Consider the following 18,372-nt stretch of genomic DNA (forward strand, 5'->3'; position numbering starts at 1 on the left):
CGTAGAATGGTCGGGTGAACTTTCCCATCCAAGCCATCACCCTCGATCTCGACGACACCCTGTGGCCCTTTGCTCCCATCGGCGCACGCATCGACACCGTGCTGCACGACTGGATGCAGGAACACAGCCCGGCCACCGCGGCGATGTTCCCGCTGGCGGCCATGCGTGAGCTGCGCGAGCGTGCGTACGTCGACAACCCCCACCTGCACCATGACCTCAGCGCGCTGCGACGCCTGACGCTGCAGCAGGCGCTGCAGGCCAGCGGCGCCGACCTCGCGCTGGTCGAGCCGGCGTACGAAGCGTTCCATGCCGCGCGCAACCAGGTGGAGTACTACCCGGATGCGCTGGAGGCCCTGCAGCGGATCGCCGCGAAAGTGCCCGTGGCCGCGCTGAGCAATGGCAATGCGGACCTGGAGCGCATCGGCGTATCGCACCTGTTCGCCTTCCAGCTGGGCGCGCGCGAGCACGGCGCCGCCAAGCCGGTGGCCAGCATCTTCCACGCCGCCTGCGCGCGGCTGGGCGTCGCGCCGGAGCACGTGCTGCATGTCGGCGACCACATCGACATGGACGTAGCCGGTGCCATCTCCGCGGGCCTGCGTGGCTGCTGGATCAACCGCGAGGCCGCGTCCTGGAACCACCCATCGCTGCAGCCTGACCTGCAGTTCGACACCCTTACCGGGCTGGCCGACTGGCTTGATGCCAACGTCGCCGCCACCGCCACCAGGAGTTCCTGACCCATGAGCGATATCGTCGGTTTCGTTGCCGCGTCCGAGCACGCACTGCCCCTGCATGTGCTGGACCGCGCCGGTTTCAAGGACTGGAACGCCGGCCAACCGCCGGCCATGCAGGCATGGCTGCAGGCGCAGGGCTTCAACGGCAGCGCGCACAGCGTCGCCCTGCTGCCTGGTGAGCAGGGCATCGCCGGCGCGGTGATCGGCATCGGTGACGCCGCCGATGCCTACAGCTACGCCCATGCGCCGCACGCGTTGCCAGAGGGCAGCGTGTGGCAGCTGGCCAGCTCACTGGATGCCGCACAGCACGAGCTGCTGCAGCTGGGCTGGGGCCTGGGCAGCTACCGGTTCGATCGCTACCGCAAGCGCAACCGCGCACCGGCCCAGCTGCTGGCCAGTCCGTCGGCGGAAGTCGTTGCCCTGGTGCACGCCAGCCTGCGGGTCCGCGATTGGGTCAACACCCCTACCGAAGACATGGGACCGCAGCAGCTGGAAGACGCGGCGCGCACCATGGCGCAGGCGCACGGCGCGCAGGTCGAAGCGATCACCGGCGATGCGCTGCTGCAGCAGAACTTCCCGGCCATCCATGCGGTGGGCCGTGCATCGCATCGCGCCCCGCGGCTGATCGTGCTGCGCTGGGGCAAGGAAAGCGATCCGTCGCTGGTGCTGGTCGGCAAGGGCGTGTGCTTCGATACCGGCGGGCTGGACATCAAGCCGGCCGATGGCATGCGCAACATGAAGAAGGACATGGGCGGGGCCGCGCACGCGTTGGCGCTGGCCGGGCTGGTGATGGCGCAGGCGCTTCCTGTCCGCTTGACCCTGCTGGTGCCAGCAGTGGAGAACGCGATCGGGCCCGATGCCTTCCGTCCTGGCGAAGTGATCGCTACCCGCAAGGGGCTGAGCGTGGAAATCGACAACACCGACGCAGAAGGCCGGGTGATCCTGGGCGACGCACTGACGTATGCGAGCGAGCAGCAGCCGGACCTGGTGCTGGACTTCGCCACCCTGACCGGCGCGGCGCGCATCGCGCTGGGCCCGGACCTGCCCGCACTCTTCAGCAATGACGATGCCGTGGCCCAGCAGTGGCTGCAGGCGGGCGAACAGACGCGCGATCCGGTCTGGCGCATGCCGTTGTGGCGGCCGTACCTGCGTTACCTGCACAGCGGCATTGCGGACCTGGCGAACGCTGGCTCGCGGATGGGCGGCGCCGTCACCGCCGCGCTGTACCTCGAGCGCTTCCTGGCCGAGGGCCAGCGCTGGGCCCACCTGGACGTGTACGCCTGGAACGACGGCGAACGCCCCGGCCGCCCGGCCGGCGGCGAAGCCCTCGCCCTGCGCTCGGCGTGGGCCATGCTGAAGACCCGCTACGCCTGAACCCCGAAAAAGGGGACGGAGGGGATTAAGTCGCGATTGGCCCGTTCAGGCCGATTGCGACTTAATCCCCTCCGTCCCCTTTTCTGTTTACGATGGCGCTATCCCCGCAAGTCTCTTGCCAGGCAGGAACCGCCAATGCCCTTGTTCCGCTTTACCCGCCATGGCGGGACACCGCGTGGCCCGCGAGCGCATTCGCCGCTACCCTGGATCGCGTTGATCGCGATGATCCTGGGCATCGTGGCGCTGGCCTTCGCCTGGCTGGCCGGCTGGATCGGCCGCGATCGGCCTACCGCGCAGCAGTTCACCGACACCATCGAGGCCACCGGCGCCGCGCACCCCGGCTTCCGCCGCGCGCACAGCAAAGGCGTCTGCGTCAGCGGCTGGTTTACCGGTTCGCCCGAAGGGGCCGCCCTGTCCAAGGCCGAGGTTTTCGCCCAGCCGCGCGTCCCGGTGCTGGGCCGGCTGTCGATCGGCGGCGGCGACCCGCATGGCGCCGATGCGCAGGCCCGCGTGCGCAGCATCGCGCTGCAGCTCATCAGCCAGAATGGCCAGGAGTGGCGGATGGCGATGAACAGCTTCCCGTTCTTCGCGGTACCTACGCCGGAGGCCTTCCTCGAGCAGACCCGCGCACAGCTGCCCGACCCGGCCACGGGCAAGCCCGACCCGGCAAAGATGGCCGCCGTGCTGGCGAAGTACCCCAGCGCACGCGCGTTCCAGCAATGGGCGAAGACCGCACCCTGGTCGAACAGTTGGGCCAACACCACGTTCAACAGCGTCAACAGCTTCTGGTTCACCGCTGCGGACGGCACACGACAGGCCGTGCGCTGGAGCTGGCAGCCGCAAGCGCCGGTCGTCGAACTGGATGAGCAGGCCCGGCGCACGGCGGGACTGGACTATCTGGCGGACGAGTTCCAGCAGCGTCTCGCGCAGGGGCCGGTGCGTTGGAACCTGATCGTCACGCTGGCCGATGCCGGTGACGCGGTCGAGGATCCGTCCACGCCGTGGCCGAGCGAGCGCCGCCACGTGCAGGCAGGCGTACTGACCCTGGACCACCTGCAGCCGCAGGCCGGCGGCGCCTGCAACGACCTCAACTTCGATCCGTTGATCCTGCCTGCAGGTATCGAGGGCAGCGATGACGCCATTCTGGCGACACGCTCCGCGGTGTACTCCCATTCGTTCAACCGCCGCGAGCGCGAGAGTGCGCGGGGCCAGGCCGGCAATGATGCAGGGGTCGCACGATGAACACGCCTGACAAGAGCACCGGTCATTTCAATCTGCTGGCACGGGTGCTGCACTGGACGATGGCGCTGATGATCCTCGCGATGCTGTTCATCGGCGTGACCATGGTGGCCTCGCTGCACCTGCGTCCAATGCTGGTCGATATCCATCGTCCACTGGGCATCGCGATCGGCCTGCTGGTGCTGCTGCGCCTGTACAACCGCCTGCGTCACCGTCCACCGCCGCTACCGGCAGACCTGCCGTGGTGGCAGGCCCTGGCCGCCAAGACCTCGCACTGGCTGCTGTACACGCTGATGTTGGCGATGCCCTTGATCGGCTGGTCGATGCTGTCTGCCGGCGGCTATCCCATCGTGCTGTGGAGCGGGATGAACCTGCCCGCGATCGCGCCGCACTCCCCGGCGGTCTACACCGCACTACGCAGCGCGCACAGCCTGCTCGCCTACGTATTGTTCGCCACGGTGCTGCTGCACATCGGCGCCGCGCTGTACCACGCCTGGGTCCGCCGCGACGGCGTGTTCCCATCCATGGCCCGCGGCCCCAGGAAATAAAAAAAAGGGACGGAGGGGATTAAGTCGCATCTGGCACTGTTGGGCCAGATGCGACTTAATCCCCTCCGTCCCCTTTTTTCAGAGCCAGCCTTTCTGGCGGGCGAGGCGGTAGGCTTCGATGCGGTTGGCGACGCCCAGCTTGCCGATGCACTCGGACAGGTAGTTGCGTACGGTGCCGTGTGAAAGGCCGAGGTCGGTGGCGATTTCGCCGGCGGTCTTGCCCTCGCCGGCCAGGCGCAGCACGCGGCGCTCGCGGTCGTTCAATGGGTCGGCCTGCGACCAGGCGTCCAGGGCCAGCTGCGGGTCGATCGCGCGGGCGCCCTGCTGTACGCGCCGCAGCGCATCGGCGAGATGATCAGCCGGTGCGTCCTTCAGCAGGTAGCCGAGCACGCCGGCATCCAACGCACGGCGCAGGAAACCCGTACGCGCGAAGGTGGTGACGATCACTACCTTGATCGGCAGCTGTTGCCGTGCGATGCGCTGGGCAAGCTCCAGTCCGGTCAGTCCGGGCATTTCGATGTCGGTGACCAGGATGTCCGGCTGCACCTGCTGCAGCATGCGCCATGCAGCTTCGCCGTCCGCTGCACTGCCCAGCACCTCGATATCCGGCTCAAGCCCGAGCAGCGCCGACAAGGCGCCGCGCACCATGGCCTGGTCTTCGGCCAATACGATCCGGATCATGGTGCTTCCCTGGATGACGTGGAATGAAGGGGGGCAGGCACACTGTGCGTTCCCTTGGGCGTTACCGGCATCGGCACGCTGGCCGCAATGCAGGTGCCGCCCTGCGGCACCGTACTGATCTGCAGCGTGCCCTGCAGTGCCACGAGGCGTTCACGCATTCCGGCGAGACCATTGCCTTCGCGCGTCACGCCGCCGCGGCCATTGTCACGGACCTGCATCCGCAGTGTGTTGCCCACACGCTCGAAGTCGACCTGCGCCGTGCCGGCCTGCGCGTGGCGGGCGATGTTGGTGACCGCTTCGCGCAACACCAGGGCCAGCGCCCGCTCGGTTTCCAGCGGCATGGGCGGCGGTGGCTGGTACGCCAGGTGCACCTGCTGGCATTCCAGCAGCAGACGTGCAGATGCCAGTTCACCGGCAAGGTCGCTGGAGCGGAATCCGGTGACGGCGCTGCGCACCTCTGCAAGCGCCTGCCGCGCAATATCTTCCGCTTCGCCGATCTCCAGCCGGGCACGTGCGTCGCCACGATCGTACAGCTTGCGCGACAGCTCCAGCTTCAGTGTGATCAGCGACAGGGTGTGGCCGAGCAGATCGTGCAGGTCGCGCCCGATGCGCTCACGTTCGGCGGTGGCGGCAAGGCGCCGTACTTCGTCCTGCGAGAGCTGCAGTTGCGCGTCGCGGTCCCTGTTGAGCGACTCGGTGTTGGAGATCAGCCCGATCACCACCGACATGAAGGGAATCCAGACCAGGTTCTGCCATGCCCACCCCGAGAGATACGCCGTGCTGACATACACCGCATTGAGCAGCAGCAACTGCAGAACATAGCGCCAGGTGCTGCCGTTGCGGCAGACGCGCAGCATCACGCAACCGAACACGAAGTAGCTGATGCCCGAGGGATACCACGGCACCAGCACCAGGCTCAACGCCACCATCGCCAACGCGTAGCGGGGTGCGTGGTGGCGCGGCGACAGCATCGTGCGCGCATAGAGGAACAGGAACGTCGGGTAGCTGATCAGCGTCAGCACCCCCCAGCGCGCGGTGTAGCCGCCACCGAACAGCGGCGTCAGGAACACCCACGACGTCCATAACAGGTGGATGTAATCACTCCAGGCGGACTGTCCCCGCCGGCGATGATCGGCTGCAGCGGAATCCGGCGCTGGGCGCAGGAGGGAGGCAAGCCACTTCAATGGCACGGGGGATTCCAGCAGGGGACGGTCGCGGCCGATCATGCCATGTCAGCCGATGCGGCGCAGGCGGCGAGAGGCAAGCAGTGCACAGCACACCGTCACCGCGACCAGCACCAGTACGTGCACGGTCGCGCTGCCGCTGGTCGGCTCGCCCATCACCGGTAACGCAAGCTGCGCCGCATGCCACGTCGGCCATAACGGCGCAAAGGTGCTGAACACCGTGGGCAGCACGGACAACGGCACCCACAGACCTGACAACAGGGCCATCGGCAGGTAGACCAGGTTGACCACGGCAGGGGCCGCATCGGCACCGACCCAGGCCCCGATCAACAGGCCGATCGCACCCAGTGGCAAGGCAACCAGCGCCGCCACGCCCAGCAGTCCGAAGACCTGCCCCGGGGCCAGCTGCAGCCCTCCCAGCAGGCGCGCGGCAAGCATCAGCAATGCCGCAACCATCAGCGCGAAGATCACCGCCATCAGCAGGCGCGCCAGCAGCGGTGCCAACGGCGGCACCGGCAAGGCGCGTTTCAGGGTCAGCAGGCCACCGGCGCGATCAAGAGCAAACTGCACGCCGAAGCCGAACAGCGCCGGTCCCATCGCACCGAACACACAGTAGGTCGCCAGCAGGTAACGCGCCGCGTGGCCGCGGCCCAGCAACACCCCGAACATCAGATAGAACAGCACCGGGAACAGCAGGCACGGCAACACGAAAGCCGGCGTGCGCCACGTACGGCGCAGCTCTGCCTTGAGCTCGGCGACATAGGGCGCCAACGCGCGCGTGGCAGGACGACGCGCCGCAGCAGTGGACGTCCGGGACGTGGCGTTCATGCGGCCTCCTGGGTCATTTCGACGAAGGCTTCGGCAAGCCCGCCGCCACGTACCTCCAGTTCCTGCAACTGCGGGTCGTCGGCCAGCAGACGCGCGACCACCGCCTCGGCCGGTTCGGCCAGCAGCTGCAGGTACGCACCGTCGCGCTGCACCTCGCGCACGCCAGGCCAGTGCCGCACGACGTCTACCTGCAGGGCGCTGCGGCAACGGATGCGGCGCGGTGCCAACTGTGGACGAAACGAGGCGATCGGCCCATCGGCAAGGACCCGTCCCTGCTCCAGCACGATCACCCGATCCGCCAGGGCTTCGGCTTCCTCCAGATAGTGGGTGGTCAAGACGACGCCACAGCCGTCACTGACCAGGCGGCGGATCGCTTTCCACATCACCTGTCGGGAATCCACGTCCAGCCCGGTCGTCGGCTCGTCCAGGAACAGCAGGCGCGGCTGGCCGCAGACCGCGATGGCGAACTGCACGCGCCGCTGTTGACCGCCGGACAGCTGGCCGTAGCGGCGATGCTGCAGGGATTCGATACCGGCCGTTGCCAGCGCCTCCTGAAGCGGCAGGGGATCCGGATAGCTGGCACGGAACTGATCGACCAGCTCGCCGACCTGCAGCTTCTCCGGCAGCGCCGTGCTCTGCAGCATCACCCCCACCTGCGCGCGCTGGCGCCGCGACTGCGGGTCGCCGCCCATCAGCACCGCGGTGCCAGCGTCGGCATGGCGCAGGCCGAGCAGCACGGAAATGGCGGTGCTTTTTCCCGCCCCGTTGCGACCCAGCAGCGCAAGCACCTCGCCGCCGTGCACCTGCAGGCTGATGCCACGCAGCGCCGGGGCAGCCCGGTAGGTCACTTTTACGGTGTCCAGTGAAGCGAGCGGTGTAACGGGGGGCGTGTGCATGCGGGGCATCCTGGCGGGCGGGCGGTGGTCTGCGTGGATCGTGGATCACGCTGGCAGCTTCGCGCTTTCCGCCCGTGGCACGCAGTGCCCGCCGTCAGCCATATCAGGTGACAGCTGTCACTGCCCCGACAACGCAGGAGCGCGCATTCTGTGCTGGCACCGGAGCTCCCGTTTGCCCCTCGGGGACCGGGGGGTCACACTCCGCTCGATCCATCGTCATGGTCCCTATGAACGCCTCCAGTGAACTCCTGAAAGAACTTCGCATCGATCGCAAGACGCCGCCGCCGCCCACGCCGGGTGGCCGCCGCTGGCTGTGGATCGTGATTGCCGTGGTGGTGCTGATCGGTATCGCCGCGGCGGTGTGGATGCTGCGCCCCCAGGCCGTAGAGGTACAGACGGCACCCGCAGTGGCCTTGGACGGGGCGGGCGCATCCTCATCGGTGCTTGATGCCAGTGGCTACGTGGTCGCACGGCGCATGGCCACGGTATCGGCCAAGATCACCGGCAAAGTCCGCGAGGTGATGATCGAAGAAGGCATGCGCGTCGAGGAAGGCCAGATCATGGCGACGCTGGACCCGATCGATGCGGGCGCCCAGCGCGACCTGTCTGCCTCGCAGGTGCAGGCGGCGCGCAGCCAGGTGGCCGGACTGCAGGCGCAGCTGAAACAGGCGGATGCTGAAGCGGGTCGCCTGCAGTCCCTGGTCGGGCAGCAGCTGGTGTCGCGTTCGCAGTTCGACCAGTCCATCGCCCAGCGCGACAGCCTGCGTGCGCAGCTGGATACCGCACAACGCAACGTGCAGGTGGCGGGCAACCAGCTGGCCATCGCCGACCTCGGCGTGGACAACAACATCGTGCGCGCACCGTTCTCCGGGGTGGTCACCGCCAAGGCGGCGCAGCCGGGTGAGATCGTGTCGCCGCTGTCGGCAGGCGGTGGCTTCACCCGTACCGGGATCGGCACCATCGTGGACATGGATTCATTGGAGATCGAAGTCGAGGTCGGCGAGGCCTTCATCGGCCGCGTGCAGCCGAAGATGCCGGTCGAGGCCACGCTCAATGCCTACCCGGACTGGAAGATCCCGGCGGAGGTGATTGCCATCGTTCCCACGGCGGACCGTGGCAAGGCGACGGTCAAGGTACGTGTATCGATCAAGACCCGTGACCCGCGCATCGTGCCGGAGATGGGCGTGCGGGTGAGCTTTCTGGAGCAGCCGAAGGCGGACACCCAGGACAGGCTGAAGGGCGTGCGCATCCCGGCCACGGCGGTCGTGCAGCGCGACGGACGCAGCGTCGTGTTCGTGCTGGCCGATGACCGCGTGCAGCAGCGCGCGGTGACCCCGGGACTGGCGTTGAACGCAGACCGGCAGATCCTGCAGGGCGTACGCGCTGGCGAGGCGGTGGTCACCGATCCGACGGACGCGTTGCACGACGGCAGCAAGGTAAAGGAACAACCGTAGGTTTTCTGTCTGACGGCCAGCGGCCGTCACTACCGTGGCCAGCGCCGTCGTTACGGCGATCCGTGGCCATCCGCCCCGCCTCTGGAGAATCGGCATGTCGACCCTGGTTTCATTGCGCAACATCATCAAGACCTACCAGCGCGGGCCGGAGCAGGTGAAGGTCCTGCACGGGATCGACCTGGACATCGAGAAGGGCGACTTCGTCGCGCTGATGGGGCCTTCCGGTTCGGGCAAGACCACCCTGCTGAACCTGATCGGCGGACTGGATTCGCCCAGCGACGGCGAGATCACCATCGAAGACGAGCGCATCGACCAGATGAGCGGCGGCCAGCTGTCCACCTGGCGCAGCCACCACGTTGGCTTCGTTTTCCAGTTCTACAACCTGATGCCGATGCTGACCGCGCAGAAGAACGTCGAGCTGCCCTTGTTGTTGACCCACCTCAACGCGGCCCAGCGCAAGCGCAACGCGGAAATCGCCCTGACCCTGGTCGGCCTGGCGGACCGCCGCAGCCACCGCCCCAATGAACTGTCCGGTGGTCAGCAGCAGCGCGTGGCCATCGCGCGCGCGATCGTGTCCGACCCCACGTTCCTTATCTGCGACGAGCCTACGGGCGACCTTGACCGCCAGTCCGCCGAAGAGATCCTGCAGTTGCTGCAGCAGCTCAACCGCGAGCACGGCAAGACAATCATCATGGTCACCCACGATCCGAAAGCCGCCGAGTACGCGACCCATACCGTGCACCTGGACAAGGGCGAACTTGCCGCCGCACCGCTGGCGCACTGACCGAGGGCACGCTGATGAAATACTTCTCACTGGTCTGGGCGCAGCTGTTCCGCAGCCGCACCCGCACCCTGCTGACCCTGCTGTCGGTGGTAGCGGCCTTCCTGCTGTTCGGCATGCTGGATTCGGTCCGCGTGGCGTTCACCGCGGGCGGCAGCGTGGAAGGCGCCAATCGGCTGATCACTGCCTCGCGGCTGTCCATCACCCAGTCGCTGCCGATCCGCCTGGACGCACAGATCCGGCAGGTCGCCGGCGTACGCGACGTCACCTACGGCATGTGGTTCGGGGGCATCTACCGCGATCCCAAGGATTTCTTCCCCAACTTCTCGGTGGCACCGAACTACTTCGACATCTACCGCGAGCTGGAGGTCGCCCCCGACCAGTTGAAGCGCTGGCAGGACACGCGTACCGGCGCCATCGTCGGCGAATCCCTGGCGAAGAAGTTCGGCTGGAAGGTCGGCGACACCATTCCCTTGCAGGCCACCATCTTCCCGCGCGGTGGCAGCAATGACTGGCCGCTGGAGCTGGTCGGCACGTTCCGCTCCAAAGACCGCACCGTGGCCGGCAATGAAGAGCAGCAGCTGGTGATGAACTGGAAATATTTCGATGAGTCCAACGACTACATCAAGAGCCAGGTGAGCTGGTACACCATCACCCTGGACAATCCGGACCACGCCTCGCGCGTCGCCCAGGCCATCGACGCGATCTCGGCCAACTCCGACCATGAGACCAAGACCCAGACCGAATCGGCGTTCCAGCAGGCCTTCGTCAAGCAGTTCGCGGACATCGGCATGATCGTTACTTCGATCATGGGCGCGGTGTTCTTCACCCTGCTGCTGCTGACCGGCAACACCATGGCGCAGGCCGTGCGCGAACGCATACCCGAGCTGGCCACGCTGAAGACACTGGGCTTCCAGGACCGCACCGTACTGACCCTGGTGATGGTGGAAGCCATCCTGCTGGTCGGTCTGGGCGGTGCGATCGGCATGGGCCTGGCGGCGCTCATCCTGCCGGTACTGGCGCCACAGACGCGCGGCCTGTTGCCGCCGCATGTACCCACCGCCACGTGGCTGGTGGGCATCGCCCTGATCATCGTGATCGGCATCGTGGTCGGACTGCTGCCGGCGCTGCGCGCCAAGCGGCTGAAGATCGTCGACGCGCTGGCCGGACGCTGAGGACATGACCATGAAGAACACCCTGAAGAAGTGGCTGCTCAATGCCGCGATGCTGTTCGCGCTCGCGGTCGGCCTGGCGTTCTGGGTCTGGCTGCCCTGGTGGGGCGTGCTGGCCGTCACCGTGCTGCTGGCGCTGTGGCTGCTGCTGGGCCGCAGTGGACGGCTTGCGCTGGCGGCCACCCGCATCGGCATCGCCAGCCTGCCGCAGCGCTGGGGCGCCTCGTCGGTGATCGTGGTCGGCATCGCCGGCGTGGTCGGCGTACTGGTGGCGATGCTGGCGATGGGTGCCGGCTTCCAGGCCACGCTCAACAGTACCGGCGATGACACCACCGCCATCGTGCTGCGTGGCGGCTCGCAGGCAGAGACCAACTCGGTGATTACCCGCACGCAGGTACCGCTGCTGTCGACCCTGCCCGGCGTAGCGCGGGACGACAAGGGACGCGCCCTGTTGTCGCCGGAGCTGTCACAGGTGGTCAACCTGGTATCAAAGTCCGACGGCACCGATGTCAACGCGCAGTTCCGCGGGGTGGGCGACATGGCCTGGGCGGTGCACGACAAGGTCCGCATCATCGAAGGCCGCAAGTTCGCCGGCGGCAAGCGCGAGATGGTGGTCGGCCAAGGTGCGAAGACCCAGTTCCGCGACATGGACGTGGGCAGCACGCTGAACCTGGGCAACCAGACGTGGACGGTGGTAGGCGTGTTCGCCTCCGGCGATGCGCACGATTCGGAGCTGTGGACCGACGTCGATACGCTGGCCACCACCTACCAGCGGAGTGCCCTGCAGTCGGTGACGGTGCGCACCGACGGCAAGCCCGGTTTCGAACAGTTCAAGGCAGCGGTCGCCGGCGATCCCCGGCTGAAGCTGGACGTGGAAACCACCCGGGTCTACTACAGCAAGCAGGGCGGCGGCCTGACCACCCTGATCAACATCCTGGGCAAGGTGATCGGCACGATCATGGCCATCGGTGCGGTGTTCGGCGCGCTGAACACCATGTATGCCGCTGTCGCCACGCGCGCCCGCGAGATCGCCACCATGCGCGCGATCGGTTTCCGCGGCCTGCCCGTGGTGACCGCCGTGATGCTGGAAACGATGTTGCTGGCCCTGCTGGGTGGCCTGCTGGGCTGCGCGGTGGCGTGGCTGCTGTTCAACGGCTACAGCGTATCGACGATCGGCAGCAACTTCAGCGCCGTGGTGTTCAAGTTCCACGTCTCGCCGGAGCTGCTGTGGAGCGGCCTGAAGTGGGCACTCGGCATCGGCCTGGTCGGCGGCCTGTTCCCCGCCCTGCGCGCCGCCCGCCTGCCGATCACCACCGCCCTGCGCGAGGTCTGAGCAAAAAGGGGACGGAGGGGATTAAGTCGTTTCTGGCCCTTAAGGTGCGGAAAACGACTTAACACCCTCCGTCCCCTTTTTTCATCTGCGTTCGCAGGCAATGTGCCCGTTGGTCTTTCTGCAGGTGAAGGTGACCGAACTATCGGGTGTGACTTCGCCAGTAACCGGAATCCCCGCCCAGTCCAGCCACTGCAGAAAGGCCGGCAGCTCTTCTGGATTGGATGAGTAGCGGTTGAAGCTGTATGACTTGAATCCAGATGGCCCGACGACATCATCTGTACTGTCGGGTATCTGATCGAGCCTGCCCTCCGACGCCAGATACTCCCATCGACGCGTGCCACGGTCGAAGTAGAAAGTCGCAGTGCCGAGTGGCCTCAGGTAGCCGGGAAGACTGGTGAAGTAAAGACGAGCGAGCAAAGGCTTTGCATCATCACGCTCGAACCAGAAGCGCAGCACGCGCCCCTCTTGCACATCGGCGGAGAGGTAGGCCAGTCCAGGCTGGTCAGACAGGTGCCGCCGTACGATCTCGCGCCCGGTTTCGCGATCCGGATTAAGCCCACCCAGGTGATGTCCCCAAAGGACGGTCATGCTCCGCCCATGGGAGCTGCCGGGTGCATGGAGAAAGGTGTCCGAGAACACATGGATGGTCTCGTCACGGTCGGTGTCATAGGCCGCCAACATGGCTTCGAACTGGGTCCTGATCCACGCCGCTGGGGTGAATGACACTGCACGCAGTTGGTTGCCCTGCGCCGTTACCGTGAATCCGGTGATGTCCACGCGGGCCGCATCATAGACGTAATGCTCACCCAGCCCCTGCTGGAGGGCGACATGCTCCATCTCTGCCGGGGTGCAGTAGTAGCAGGTGTAGGCGATCGGATCATCTGCCCAGGCCGAGGGGGCGAAAAGCAGGAACAACAATGCAACGCATCGCATGGTGACTCTCCGTGCAGCCCGCTGGGCAAGAGCCGTCATTGAAAGTGGATATCCGCTGCAGGACTTCCATAAATGTTGCAAATCACAAAGAAACGGGGACGGAGGGGATTAAGTCGTTTTTGGCACCCGAAGAGCCAAAAACGACTTAATCCCCTCCGTCCCCTTTTTTCAGCGGCGGGTTCGGCGCAGGCCGTCGAAGACGAACAGGGCCAGGCCGGCCCAGATGGCGGCGAAACCGACGGCGCGGGCGCTGTCGAACGGTTCGTTGAAGAAGAACACGCCCAGCACCAGGCCCAGGCTGGGCGCGATGAACTGCAGCACGCCCACGGTCGACAGGGCGATGCGCTTCACACCGTAAGCGAAACCGATCAGTGGGGCGGCAGTGACCACGCCACCGAAGATCAGCAGCAGGTCGTTGCGCCAGCCCCACCCGCCGAAGAAACCGCCGCCATGACCGCTTTCGCTCCACAGCGCGAAGCCCAGCGCGGGGAGGAACAGGTACAGGCTTTCCACCGCCAATCCGGCCACCGGATCCACCGAGATCAATTTGCGCAGCAGGCCGTACAGGCCGAACGAGCCGGCCAGACCCAAGGCGATCCACGGCGGTGCGCCGGCCTGCCAGGTCAGCCACGCGACTCCCACTGCGGCGCAGGCCACGGCCAGCCACTGCAGGCGGCGCAGGCGCTCCTTCAGGACCACCACGCCCAGCACTACGCTCACCAAGGGGTTGATGAAGTAGCCGAGGCTGGTATCGATCACATGGCCGGCGTTGATCGCCCAGATGTACAGCCCCCAGTTGAAGGCGATGGCGATGCTGCTGATGGCCAGCGTCGCCAGCGCCCGCGGTTGTGCGGCGATGGCCCTGAACCACTGCAGCCGGCTGCTGAGCAGCAGCCACGCCACCACCAGCACCGTGCTCCAGATGATGCGATGGGCGATGATCTGGAACGAGGGCACCTCGCGCAGCAGATGCCAGTACACCGGCACCAGCCCCCACAACACGAAGGTGAAGGCGGTAACCGCAAAGCCGCGTCGCTGCTCCTGCTCACTGACCAGTGCCACGCTCACTTGCGCGCCCTCGCCAGCATCAGCACCACCACGCCGACCAGGATCACCGCCATCGCCACCAGGTCGCGCCAGCCGAAATGCTCGCCGTTGAGCAGCACGCCCAACAGCACCGCGATCACCGGATTGACGTAGGCATAGCTGCCGGCCAGCGCCGGGCGCACGTTGTGCAGCAGCCACACGTAGGCGGTGAAGGCGATGATGGAACCGAACACGCACAGGTAGGCCACGGCCAACAGGCCCTCGCGGGTGGGCAGGCTGGTCGGCCGCTCGCCGACGGCCAGCCCGGTGATGACCAACAGCACGCCACCGCAGATCATCTGCCCGGCCGCGGTCATGAACGGCGTGGGCAGGTTCTGCCCGCGCACCCAGACCGAGCCGAAGGCCCAGCCCACCGGTGCCACCAGCAGCAGGACCAGGCCGGTCGGCGAGGCGGCCAGGCTGCTGCCCGCATTGAGCCAGACCACGCCGAGGAACCCGATGGCGATGCCCAGCCACTCCCCGCGCGTGGCATGCTGGCCGCGCACGGCGGAGAACAACGCCATCCACAGGGGCACCGATGCCACCGCGGTGGCCGCCAGTCCGGACGATACATCCCGCTCGGCCAGCACCACCATGCCGTTGCCCAGCAGCAGCATGGTGAAGCCCATGATGGCCAGGTTGCGCCACTGGGGCAGCGTCGGCCGGGGCACCTTCCAGAACAGCCGCAGCGCCGCATACATCAGGCTGCCCGCCACGATGAAGCGCGCCCCGGACACCGACGTCAGCGGCAGCACGCCGGCCTGCAGCGCCTTGGCAATGCCCAGGTACGTCGAGCCCCACACCACATAGACCAGCAGCAAGGCCAGGGCGACGGCACCACCGCGCGGGGCGGCGGGAGATTCAGGGACGACGGCCATGGGCCACCACGATGCGGGGGAAGGGGGATTCTAGGCCTTTGCCGGCCCCGCGAGCAGTCAATAACGCGGCATGCTGTTTTCGACGGATGGCCGCAGCCGTCTATATCATGGCGCTCCGGCACTGCCCGCGAATAGTTTGCCGGCGCCACACCGAGGAAGGCCTGACGATGCAGGATGAATTCAACGATCCGCTGTGGCGCCAGGTGCTGTCCGGTGCGCAGATGCTGTTCGTGGCCTTCGGCGCGCTGGTGCTGATGCCGCTGATCACGGGCCTGGACCCCAACGTCGCGCTGTTCACCGCCGGGCTGGGCACCTTGTTGTTCCAACTGGTGACCGGCCGGCAGGTGCCGGTATTCCTGGCCTCCAGTTTCGCCTTCATCACCCCGATCATTCTTGCCAAGCAACAATTCGGGTTGGCCGAAACCATGGGCGGGGTGATGGCGGCCGGCTTCGTGTACACGTTCCTTGGCTTCGCCGTGAAGATCAAAGGCACCGGGTTCATCGATCGCGTGCTGCCCCCCGTCGTGATCGGCCCGGTGATCATCTCGATCGGTCTGGCGATGGCACCGATCGCAGCGAACATGGCGATGGGCAAGGATGCCGACGGCACGGTGCTCATCCCTTACCAGACCGCCATGCTGATCTCGATGCCCGCCTTGCTGACCACGCTGGTGGTGGCGGTGTTCGGGCGCGGCATGTTCCGCCTGCTGCCGATCATGTTCGGCGTACTGGTGGGGTTCGGGCTGTCGTTCGCGTTCGGCGTGGTCGACACCGCGCGTATCGCCGCCGCACCGTGGTTCGCCTTGCCCCACTTCACCGCGCCGGCCTTCAACTGGCAGGCGATCCTGTTCATCGTGCCCGTCGCGCTGGCGCCGGCCATCGAACACATCGGCGGGGTGATCGCGGTGGGCAGCGTGACCGGGCGTGATTACCTGAAGAAGCCGGGCCTGCACCGCACGTTGTTCGGTGATGGCGTGGCGACCACCGCGGCCGGCCTGTTCGGAGGCCCACCCAACACCACCTACGCTGAAGTGACCGGCGCGGTGATGCTGACCAGGAACTACAACCCGAAGATCATGACGTGGGCGGCGATCTTCGCCGTCAGCCTGGCCTTCATCGGCAAATTCGGCGCGCTGCTGCAGAGCATTCCCGTGCCGGTGATGGGGGGCATCCTGTGCCTGCTGTTCGGCTCCATCGCGGCGGTGGGCATGAACACCCTGATCCGCCACCGGATCGATCTGGGCGAAGCCCGCAACCTGGTGATCGTATCGGTGACGCTGGTGTTCGGCATCGGCGGCGTGCTGGTCGGCACCGGCACGGGCCCGGACGACTTCGGCCTGAAGGGCATCGCGCTGTGCGCGGTGGTGGCGATCGCACTGAACCTGCTGCTGCCCGCGAGCAAGTCACCAACGCCCTGACGTGCACGTGTGGCCGACAGGACGTTGGACAGAAGCCGGCAGCGCGCACCAACCGGGGTCAGCGCCGTTTCGCATGGCGAAAGCGTGCCGACCCCATTACTTCCTGGATAATCGCCCGCTTCAGCGCCGCGCGGCGTCGCTGGCCTCGCGTGCCTTGCGGAACTCCGATCCTTCTTCCCACGTCGGCCACGTACGGCTGTTGGCGAGTTCCGCGCCCAGGTCGTAAACCAGCAGCGTGTCAGCGGCATGGCCGGCCGGATCCCACGTGGGGGTCCAGGCATCGCAGGCCTGGTGGTAGCAGTCGGCGAAGTACTTCTCCCGCAACGCGCGGCCCGCTTCGACACCGCCCTCCAGTTTGTCCAGGCCCGGGCCTACGGTGATCGCCGGCACGCCCAGACGGGCGAACGCGAAGTGGTCGGCCCGGTAGAAGAAACCCGCTTCCAGATTCGGATCGGGGCTGTAGGTGCGGCCGCGCGCCTTCGCCACCCGCTCCAGGTCGCCTTCCAGCGACACACGCCCCTTGCCCCATGAGGCAATATCGCGCGTTGCGCCGTCCGGACTGAACATCTCGATGTTCAGCACCGCCGCAGTCTTCTCCAGCGGCGCCAGCGGATGCGTGGCGTAGTAACTCGCGCCCAGCAGGCCCTTTTCTTCGGCGGTCAGCGCAACGAAGTACAGAGTGCGCTGCGGCTGCGGGCCCGCCGCGAACACGCGGCCGAGTTCGAGCACGGTCGCCACGCCGGTGGCGTTGTCGATGGCACCGTGGCGCACCCGGTCACCCTTGGCATCCGGCTGGCCGATGCCGAAGGCATCCCAATGGGCGGAGAAGATCACCGCTTCATCGCCGTGCTCTCCACCGGGCAGCTTGGCCACCACGTTGCGGGTGACCACCGCTTCGCGCTTGAGCTTGAAGGCCGCACTCAGCGTGGCATTGTCCAGCACCACCGGCTTGAAATCCGCCTTCTGCGCCTTGCGCTTCTCCGCATCGAAATCGAGGCCGGCATCGGCGAAGATCGCCTCGGCCAGCGAGCGCTGCATCCAGCCGCGCAACGGCGTGTGCTGCGCCATCGCGTCGTCGTTGCTGCGCTGGATGTCGAACAGCGGCGAGGTACCCGAGCTCTTCACCGTGGCCCAGCCATAGGCCGCCGGTGCGGTCTCGTGCACGATCAGGACGCCGGCCGCACCGCGGCGGGCCGCTTCTTCGAACTTGTAAGTCCAGCGACCGTAGTACGTGACGGCCTTGCCATCCAACGCGCCCGGGGCATCGGTCTCGAAGTCGGCATCGTTGATCAGCATCACCGCGATCTTGCCGCGCAGATCCGTGCCCTTGTAGTCGTCCCAGTTGCGCTCCGGCGCATCGATGCCGTAGCCGACGAACACCAGCGGCGCGTCCTTCAGCTGCACGCTGTCGCGCGGCTGCAGGCTCTGCAGGGTCACATCCTCACCGTTCACCAGGCGACGCGTGCCGCCCTTCAACGACAGCGTCGCGACCGCCGGACCCGCCAGCTGCGCGCGCACCAGCGGCACCGGTTGTACCCAGGTGCCATCGACACCGCCAGGCTGCAGGCCGTAGCTGCGGAACTGTTCGATCAGGTACTGCACGGTACGCTCCTCACCCTCGGTGGCAGGCGCACGTCCTTCGAACTCGTCCGATGCGAGCACGCGCACATGGCGGGAGAGCGCCTGCGGATCGATGCCGCCGCCAGGAAGATCATTCGCCGCATGGGCAAGGCCACCGACGAACAGGCAGGACGACAACAACAGCACGCGCATCGGATTCACGGATCACCGGGACAGGAAAACAGGGATGCCCCCGAGTGTACGTGACAGCGCGAT

At 66.8% G+C, this 18,372-nt stretch carries 17 protein-coding genes; 9 read left to right on the top strand and 8 right to left on the bottom strand.

Annotation, left to right across the window (positions count from 1 at the left end; translation table 11 throughout):
• Positions 1-14 precede the first annotated feature (14 nt).
• The 4 genes from IFT65_RS14995 (at position 15) to IFT65_RS15010 (ending at position 3,892) form a co-directional block, all read left to right on the top strand.
• Positions 15-734 (top strand): HAD family hydrolase, encoded by a 720-nt coding sequence (locus IFT65_RS14995; RefSeq protein ID WP_188325799.1) that lies wholly within the window; start codon positions 15-17, stop codon positions 732-734.
• 3 nt (positions 735-737) lie between these two features.
• Positions 738-2,105, top strand: coding sequence for a leucyl aminopeptidase family protein (locus tag IFT65_RS15000; RefSeq protein ID WP_188325798.1), 1,368 nt, complete (start codon positions 738-740; stop codon positions 2,103-2,105).
• Between the two features lie 135 nt (positions 2,106-2,240).
• Positions 2,241-3,347, top strand: coding sequence for a catalase family peroxidase (locus tag IFT65_RS15005; protein ID WP_192082098.1), 1,107 nt, complete (start codon positions 2,241-2,243; stop codon positions 3,345-3,347).
• A complete protein-coding gene (locus tag IFT65_RS15010; protein WP_192082099.1) occupies positions 3,344-3,892 on the top strand; it encodes a cytochrome b in 549 nt (182 codons plus the stop codon). The genes IFT65_RS15005 and IFT65_RS15010 overlap by 4 nt, the downstream gene beginning before the upstream one ends.
• 78 nt (positions 3,893-3,970) lie before the next feature.
• On the opposite strand, the gene IFT65_RS15015 is transcribed toward IFT65_RS15010, so the two are convergent.
• Genes IFT65_RS15015 through IFT65_RS15030 form a run of 4 tightly spaced genes read right to left on the bottom strand, consistent with a single transcriptional unit; the run spans position 3,971 to position 7,481 of the window.
• A complete protein-coding gene (locus IFT65_RS15015; protein WP_192082100.1) occupies positions 3,971-4,573 on the bottom strand; it encodes a response regulator transcription factor in 603 nt (200 codons plus the stop codon).
• Positions 4,570-5,799: a sensor histidine kinase gene (locus tag IFT65_RS15020; RefSeq protein WP_192082101.1), complete on the bottom strand. Its 1,230-nt coding sequence runs from the start codon at positions 5,797-5,799 to the stop codon at positions 4,570-4,572. The genes IFT65_RS15015 and IFT65_RS15020 overlap by 4 nt, the downstream gene beginning before the upstream one ends.
• Positions 5,800-5,805: 6 nt before the next feature.
• Positions 5,806-6,585, bottom strand: a complete 780-nt coding sequence (locus IFT65_RS15025) for an ABC transporter permease (RefSeq protein WP_192082102.1) — start codon at positions 6,583-6,585, stop codon at positions 5,806-5,808.
• Complete coding sequence (locus IFT65_RS15030; protein ID WP_249405180.1) at positions 6,582-7,481, bottom strand: ABC transporter ATP-binding protein; 900 nt, start codon at positions 7,479-7,481, stop codon at positions 6,582-6,584. The genes IFT65_RS15025 and IFT65_RS15030 overlap by 4 nt, the downstream gene beginning before the upstream one ends.
• A 227-nt stretch (positions 7,482-7,708) precedes the next feature.
• Here IFT65_RS15030 and IFT65_RS15035 point away from each other — a divergent pair, with 227 nt between their 5' ends.
• The 4 genes from IFT65_RS15035 to IFT65_RS15050 all read left to right on the top strand — a co-directional run bounded on the left by IFT65_RS15035 (position 7,709) and on the right by IFT65_RS15050 (position 12,221).
• Positions 7,709-8,935, top strand: a complete 1,227-nt coding sequence (locus IFT65_RS15035) for an efflux RND transporter periplasmic adaptor subunit (protein ID WP_192082147.1) — start codon at positions 7,709-7,711, stop codon at positions 8,933-8,935.
• 94 nt (positions 8,936-9,029) lie between these two features.
• Positions 9,030-9,719 carry an ABC transporter ATP-binding protein gene (locus tag IFT65_RS15040; RefSeq protein WP_188325791.1) on the top strand — a complete coding sequence of 230 codons (690 nt, stop codon included), beginning with the start codon at positions 9,030-9,032 and terminating at the stop codon, positions 9,717-9,719.
• A 14-nt stretch (positions 9,720-9,733) separates the two neighbouring features.
• Positions 9,734-10,891: an ABC transporter permease gene (locus IFT65_RS15045; RefSeq protein WP_188325790.1), complete on the top strand. Its 1,158-nt coding sequence runs from the start codon at positions 9,734-9,736 to the stop codon at positions 10,889-10,891.
• A 10-nt stretch (positions 10,892-10,901) separates the two neighbouring features.
• The gene (locus IFT65_RS15050; RefSeq protein WP_192082104.1) at positions 10,902-12,221 is read left to right on the top strand and encodes an ABC transporter permease; all 1,320 of its coding nucleotides are present in this window, start codon (positions 10,902-10,904) and stop codon (positions 12,219-12,221) included.
• A gap of 81 nt (positions 12,222-12,302) precedes the next feature.
• Here the strand turns inward: IFT65_RS15050 and IFT65_RS15055 are convergent, their stop codons facing one another.
• The 3 genes from IFT65_RS15055 to yedA all read right to left on the bottom strand — a co-directional run bounded on the left by IFT65_RS15055 (position 12,303) and on the right by yedA (position 15,118).
• Positions 12,303-13,139 carry a hypothetical protein gene (locus IFT65_RS15055; RefSeq protein WP_192082105.1) on the bottom strand — a complete coding sequence of 279 codons (837 nt, stop codon included), beginning with the start codon at positions 13,137-13,139 and terminating at the stop codon, positions 12,303-12,305.
• A 183-nt stretch (positions 13,140-13,322) separates the two neighbouring features.
• Positions 13,323-14,222 carry an EamA family transporter RarD gene (gene rarD / locus IFT65_RS15060; RefSeq protein WP_192082106.1) on the bottom strand — a complete coding sequence of 300 codons (900 nt, stop codon included), beginning with the start codon at positions 14,220-14,222 and terminating at the stop codon, positions 13,323-13,325.
• Entirely contained in the window at positions 14,219-15,118 is a 900-nt protein-coding gene (gene yedA / locus IFT65_RS15065) for a drug/metabolite exporter YedA (RefSeq protein WP_188325786.1), read from the bottom strand. Before yedA ends, rarD begins: the two co-directional genes overlap by 4 nt.
• A 167-nt stretch (positions 15,119-15,285) precedes the next feature.
• Here yedA and IFT65_RS15070 point away from each other — a divergent pair, with 167 nt between their 5' ends.
• Complete coding sequence (locus IFT65_RS15070; RefSeq protein WP_192082107.1) at positions 15,286-16,536, top strand: uracil-xanthine permease family protein; 1,251 nt, start codon at positions 15,286-15,288, stop codon at positions 16,534-16,536.
• 120 nt (positions 16,537-16,656) lie between these two features.
• Here the strand turns inward: IFT65_RS15070 and IFT65_RS15075 are convergent, their stop codons facing one another.
• The gene (locus IFT65_RS15075; RefSeq protein WP_192082148.1) at positions 16,657-18,309 is read right to left on the bottom strand and encodes a M28 family metallopeptidase; all 1,653 of its coding nucleotides are present in this window, start codon (positions 18,307-18,309) and stop codon (positions 16,657-16,659) included.
• Between the last annotated feature and the right edge of the window lie 63 nt (positions 18,310-18,372).

Origin of the sequence: Stenotrophomonas sp. CFBP 13725 (assembly GCF_014841935.1) — a bacterium.
In the GTDB taxonomy this organism is placed as follows: domain Bacteria; phylum Pseudomonadota; class Gammaproteobacteria; order Xanthomonadales; family Xanthomonadaceae; genus Stenotrophomonas.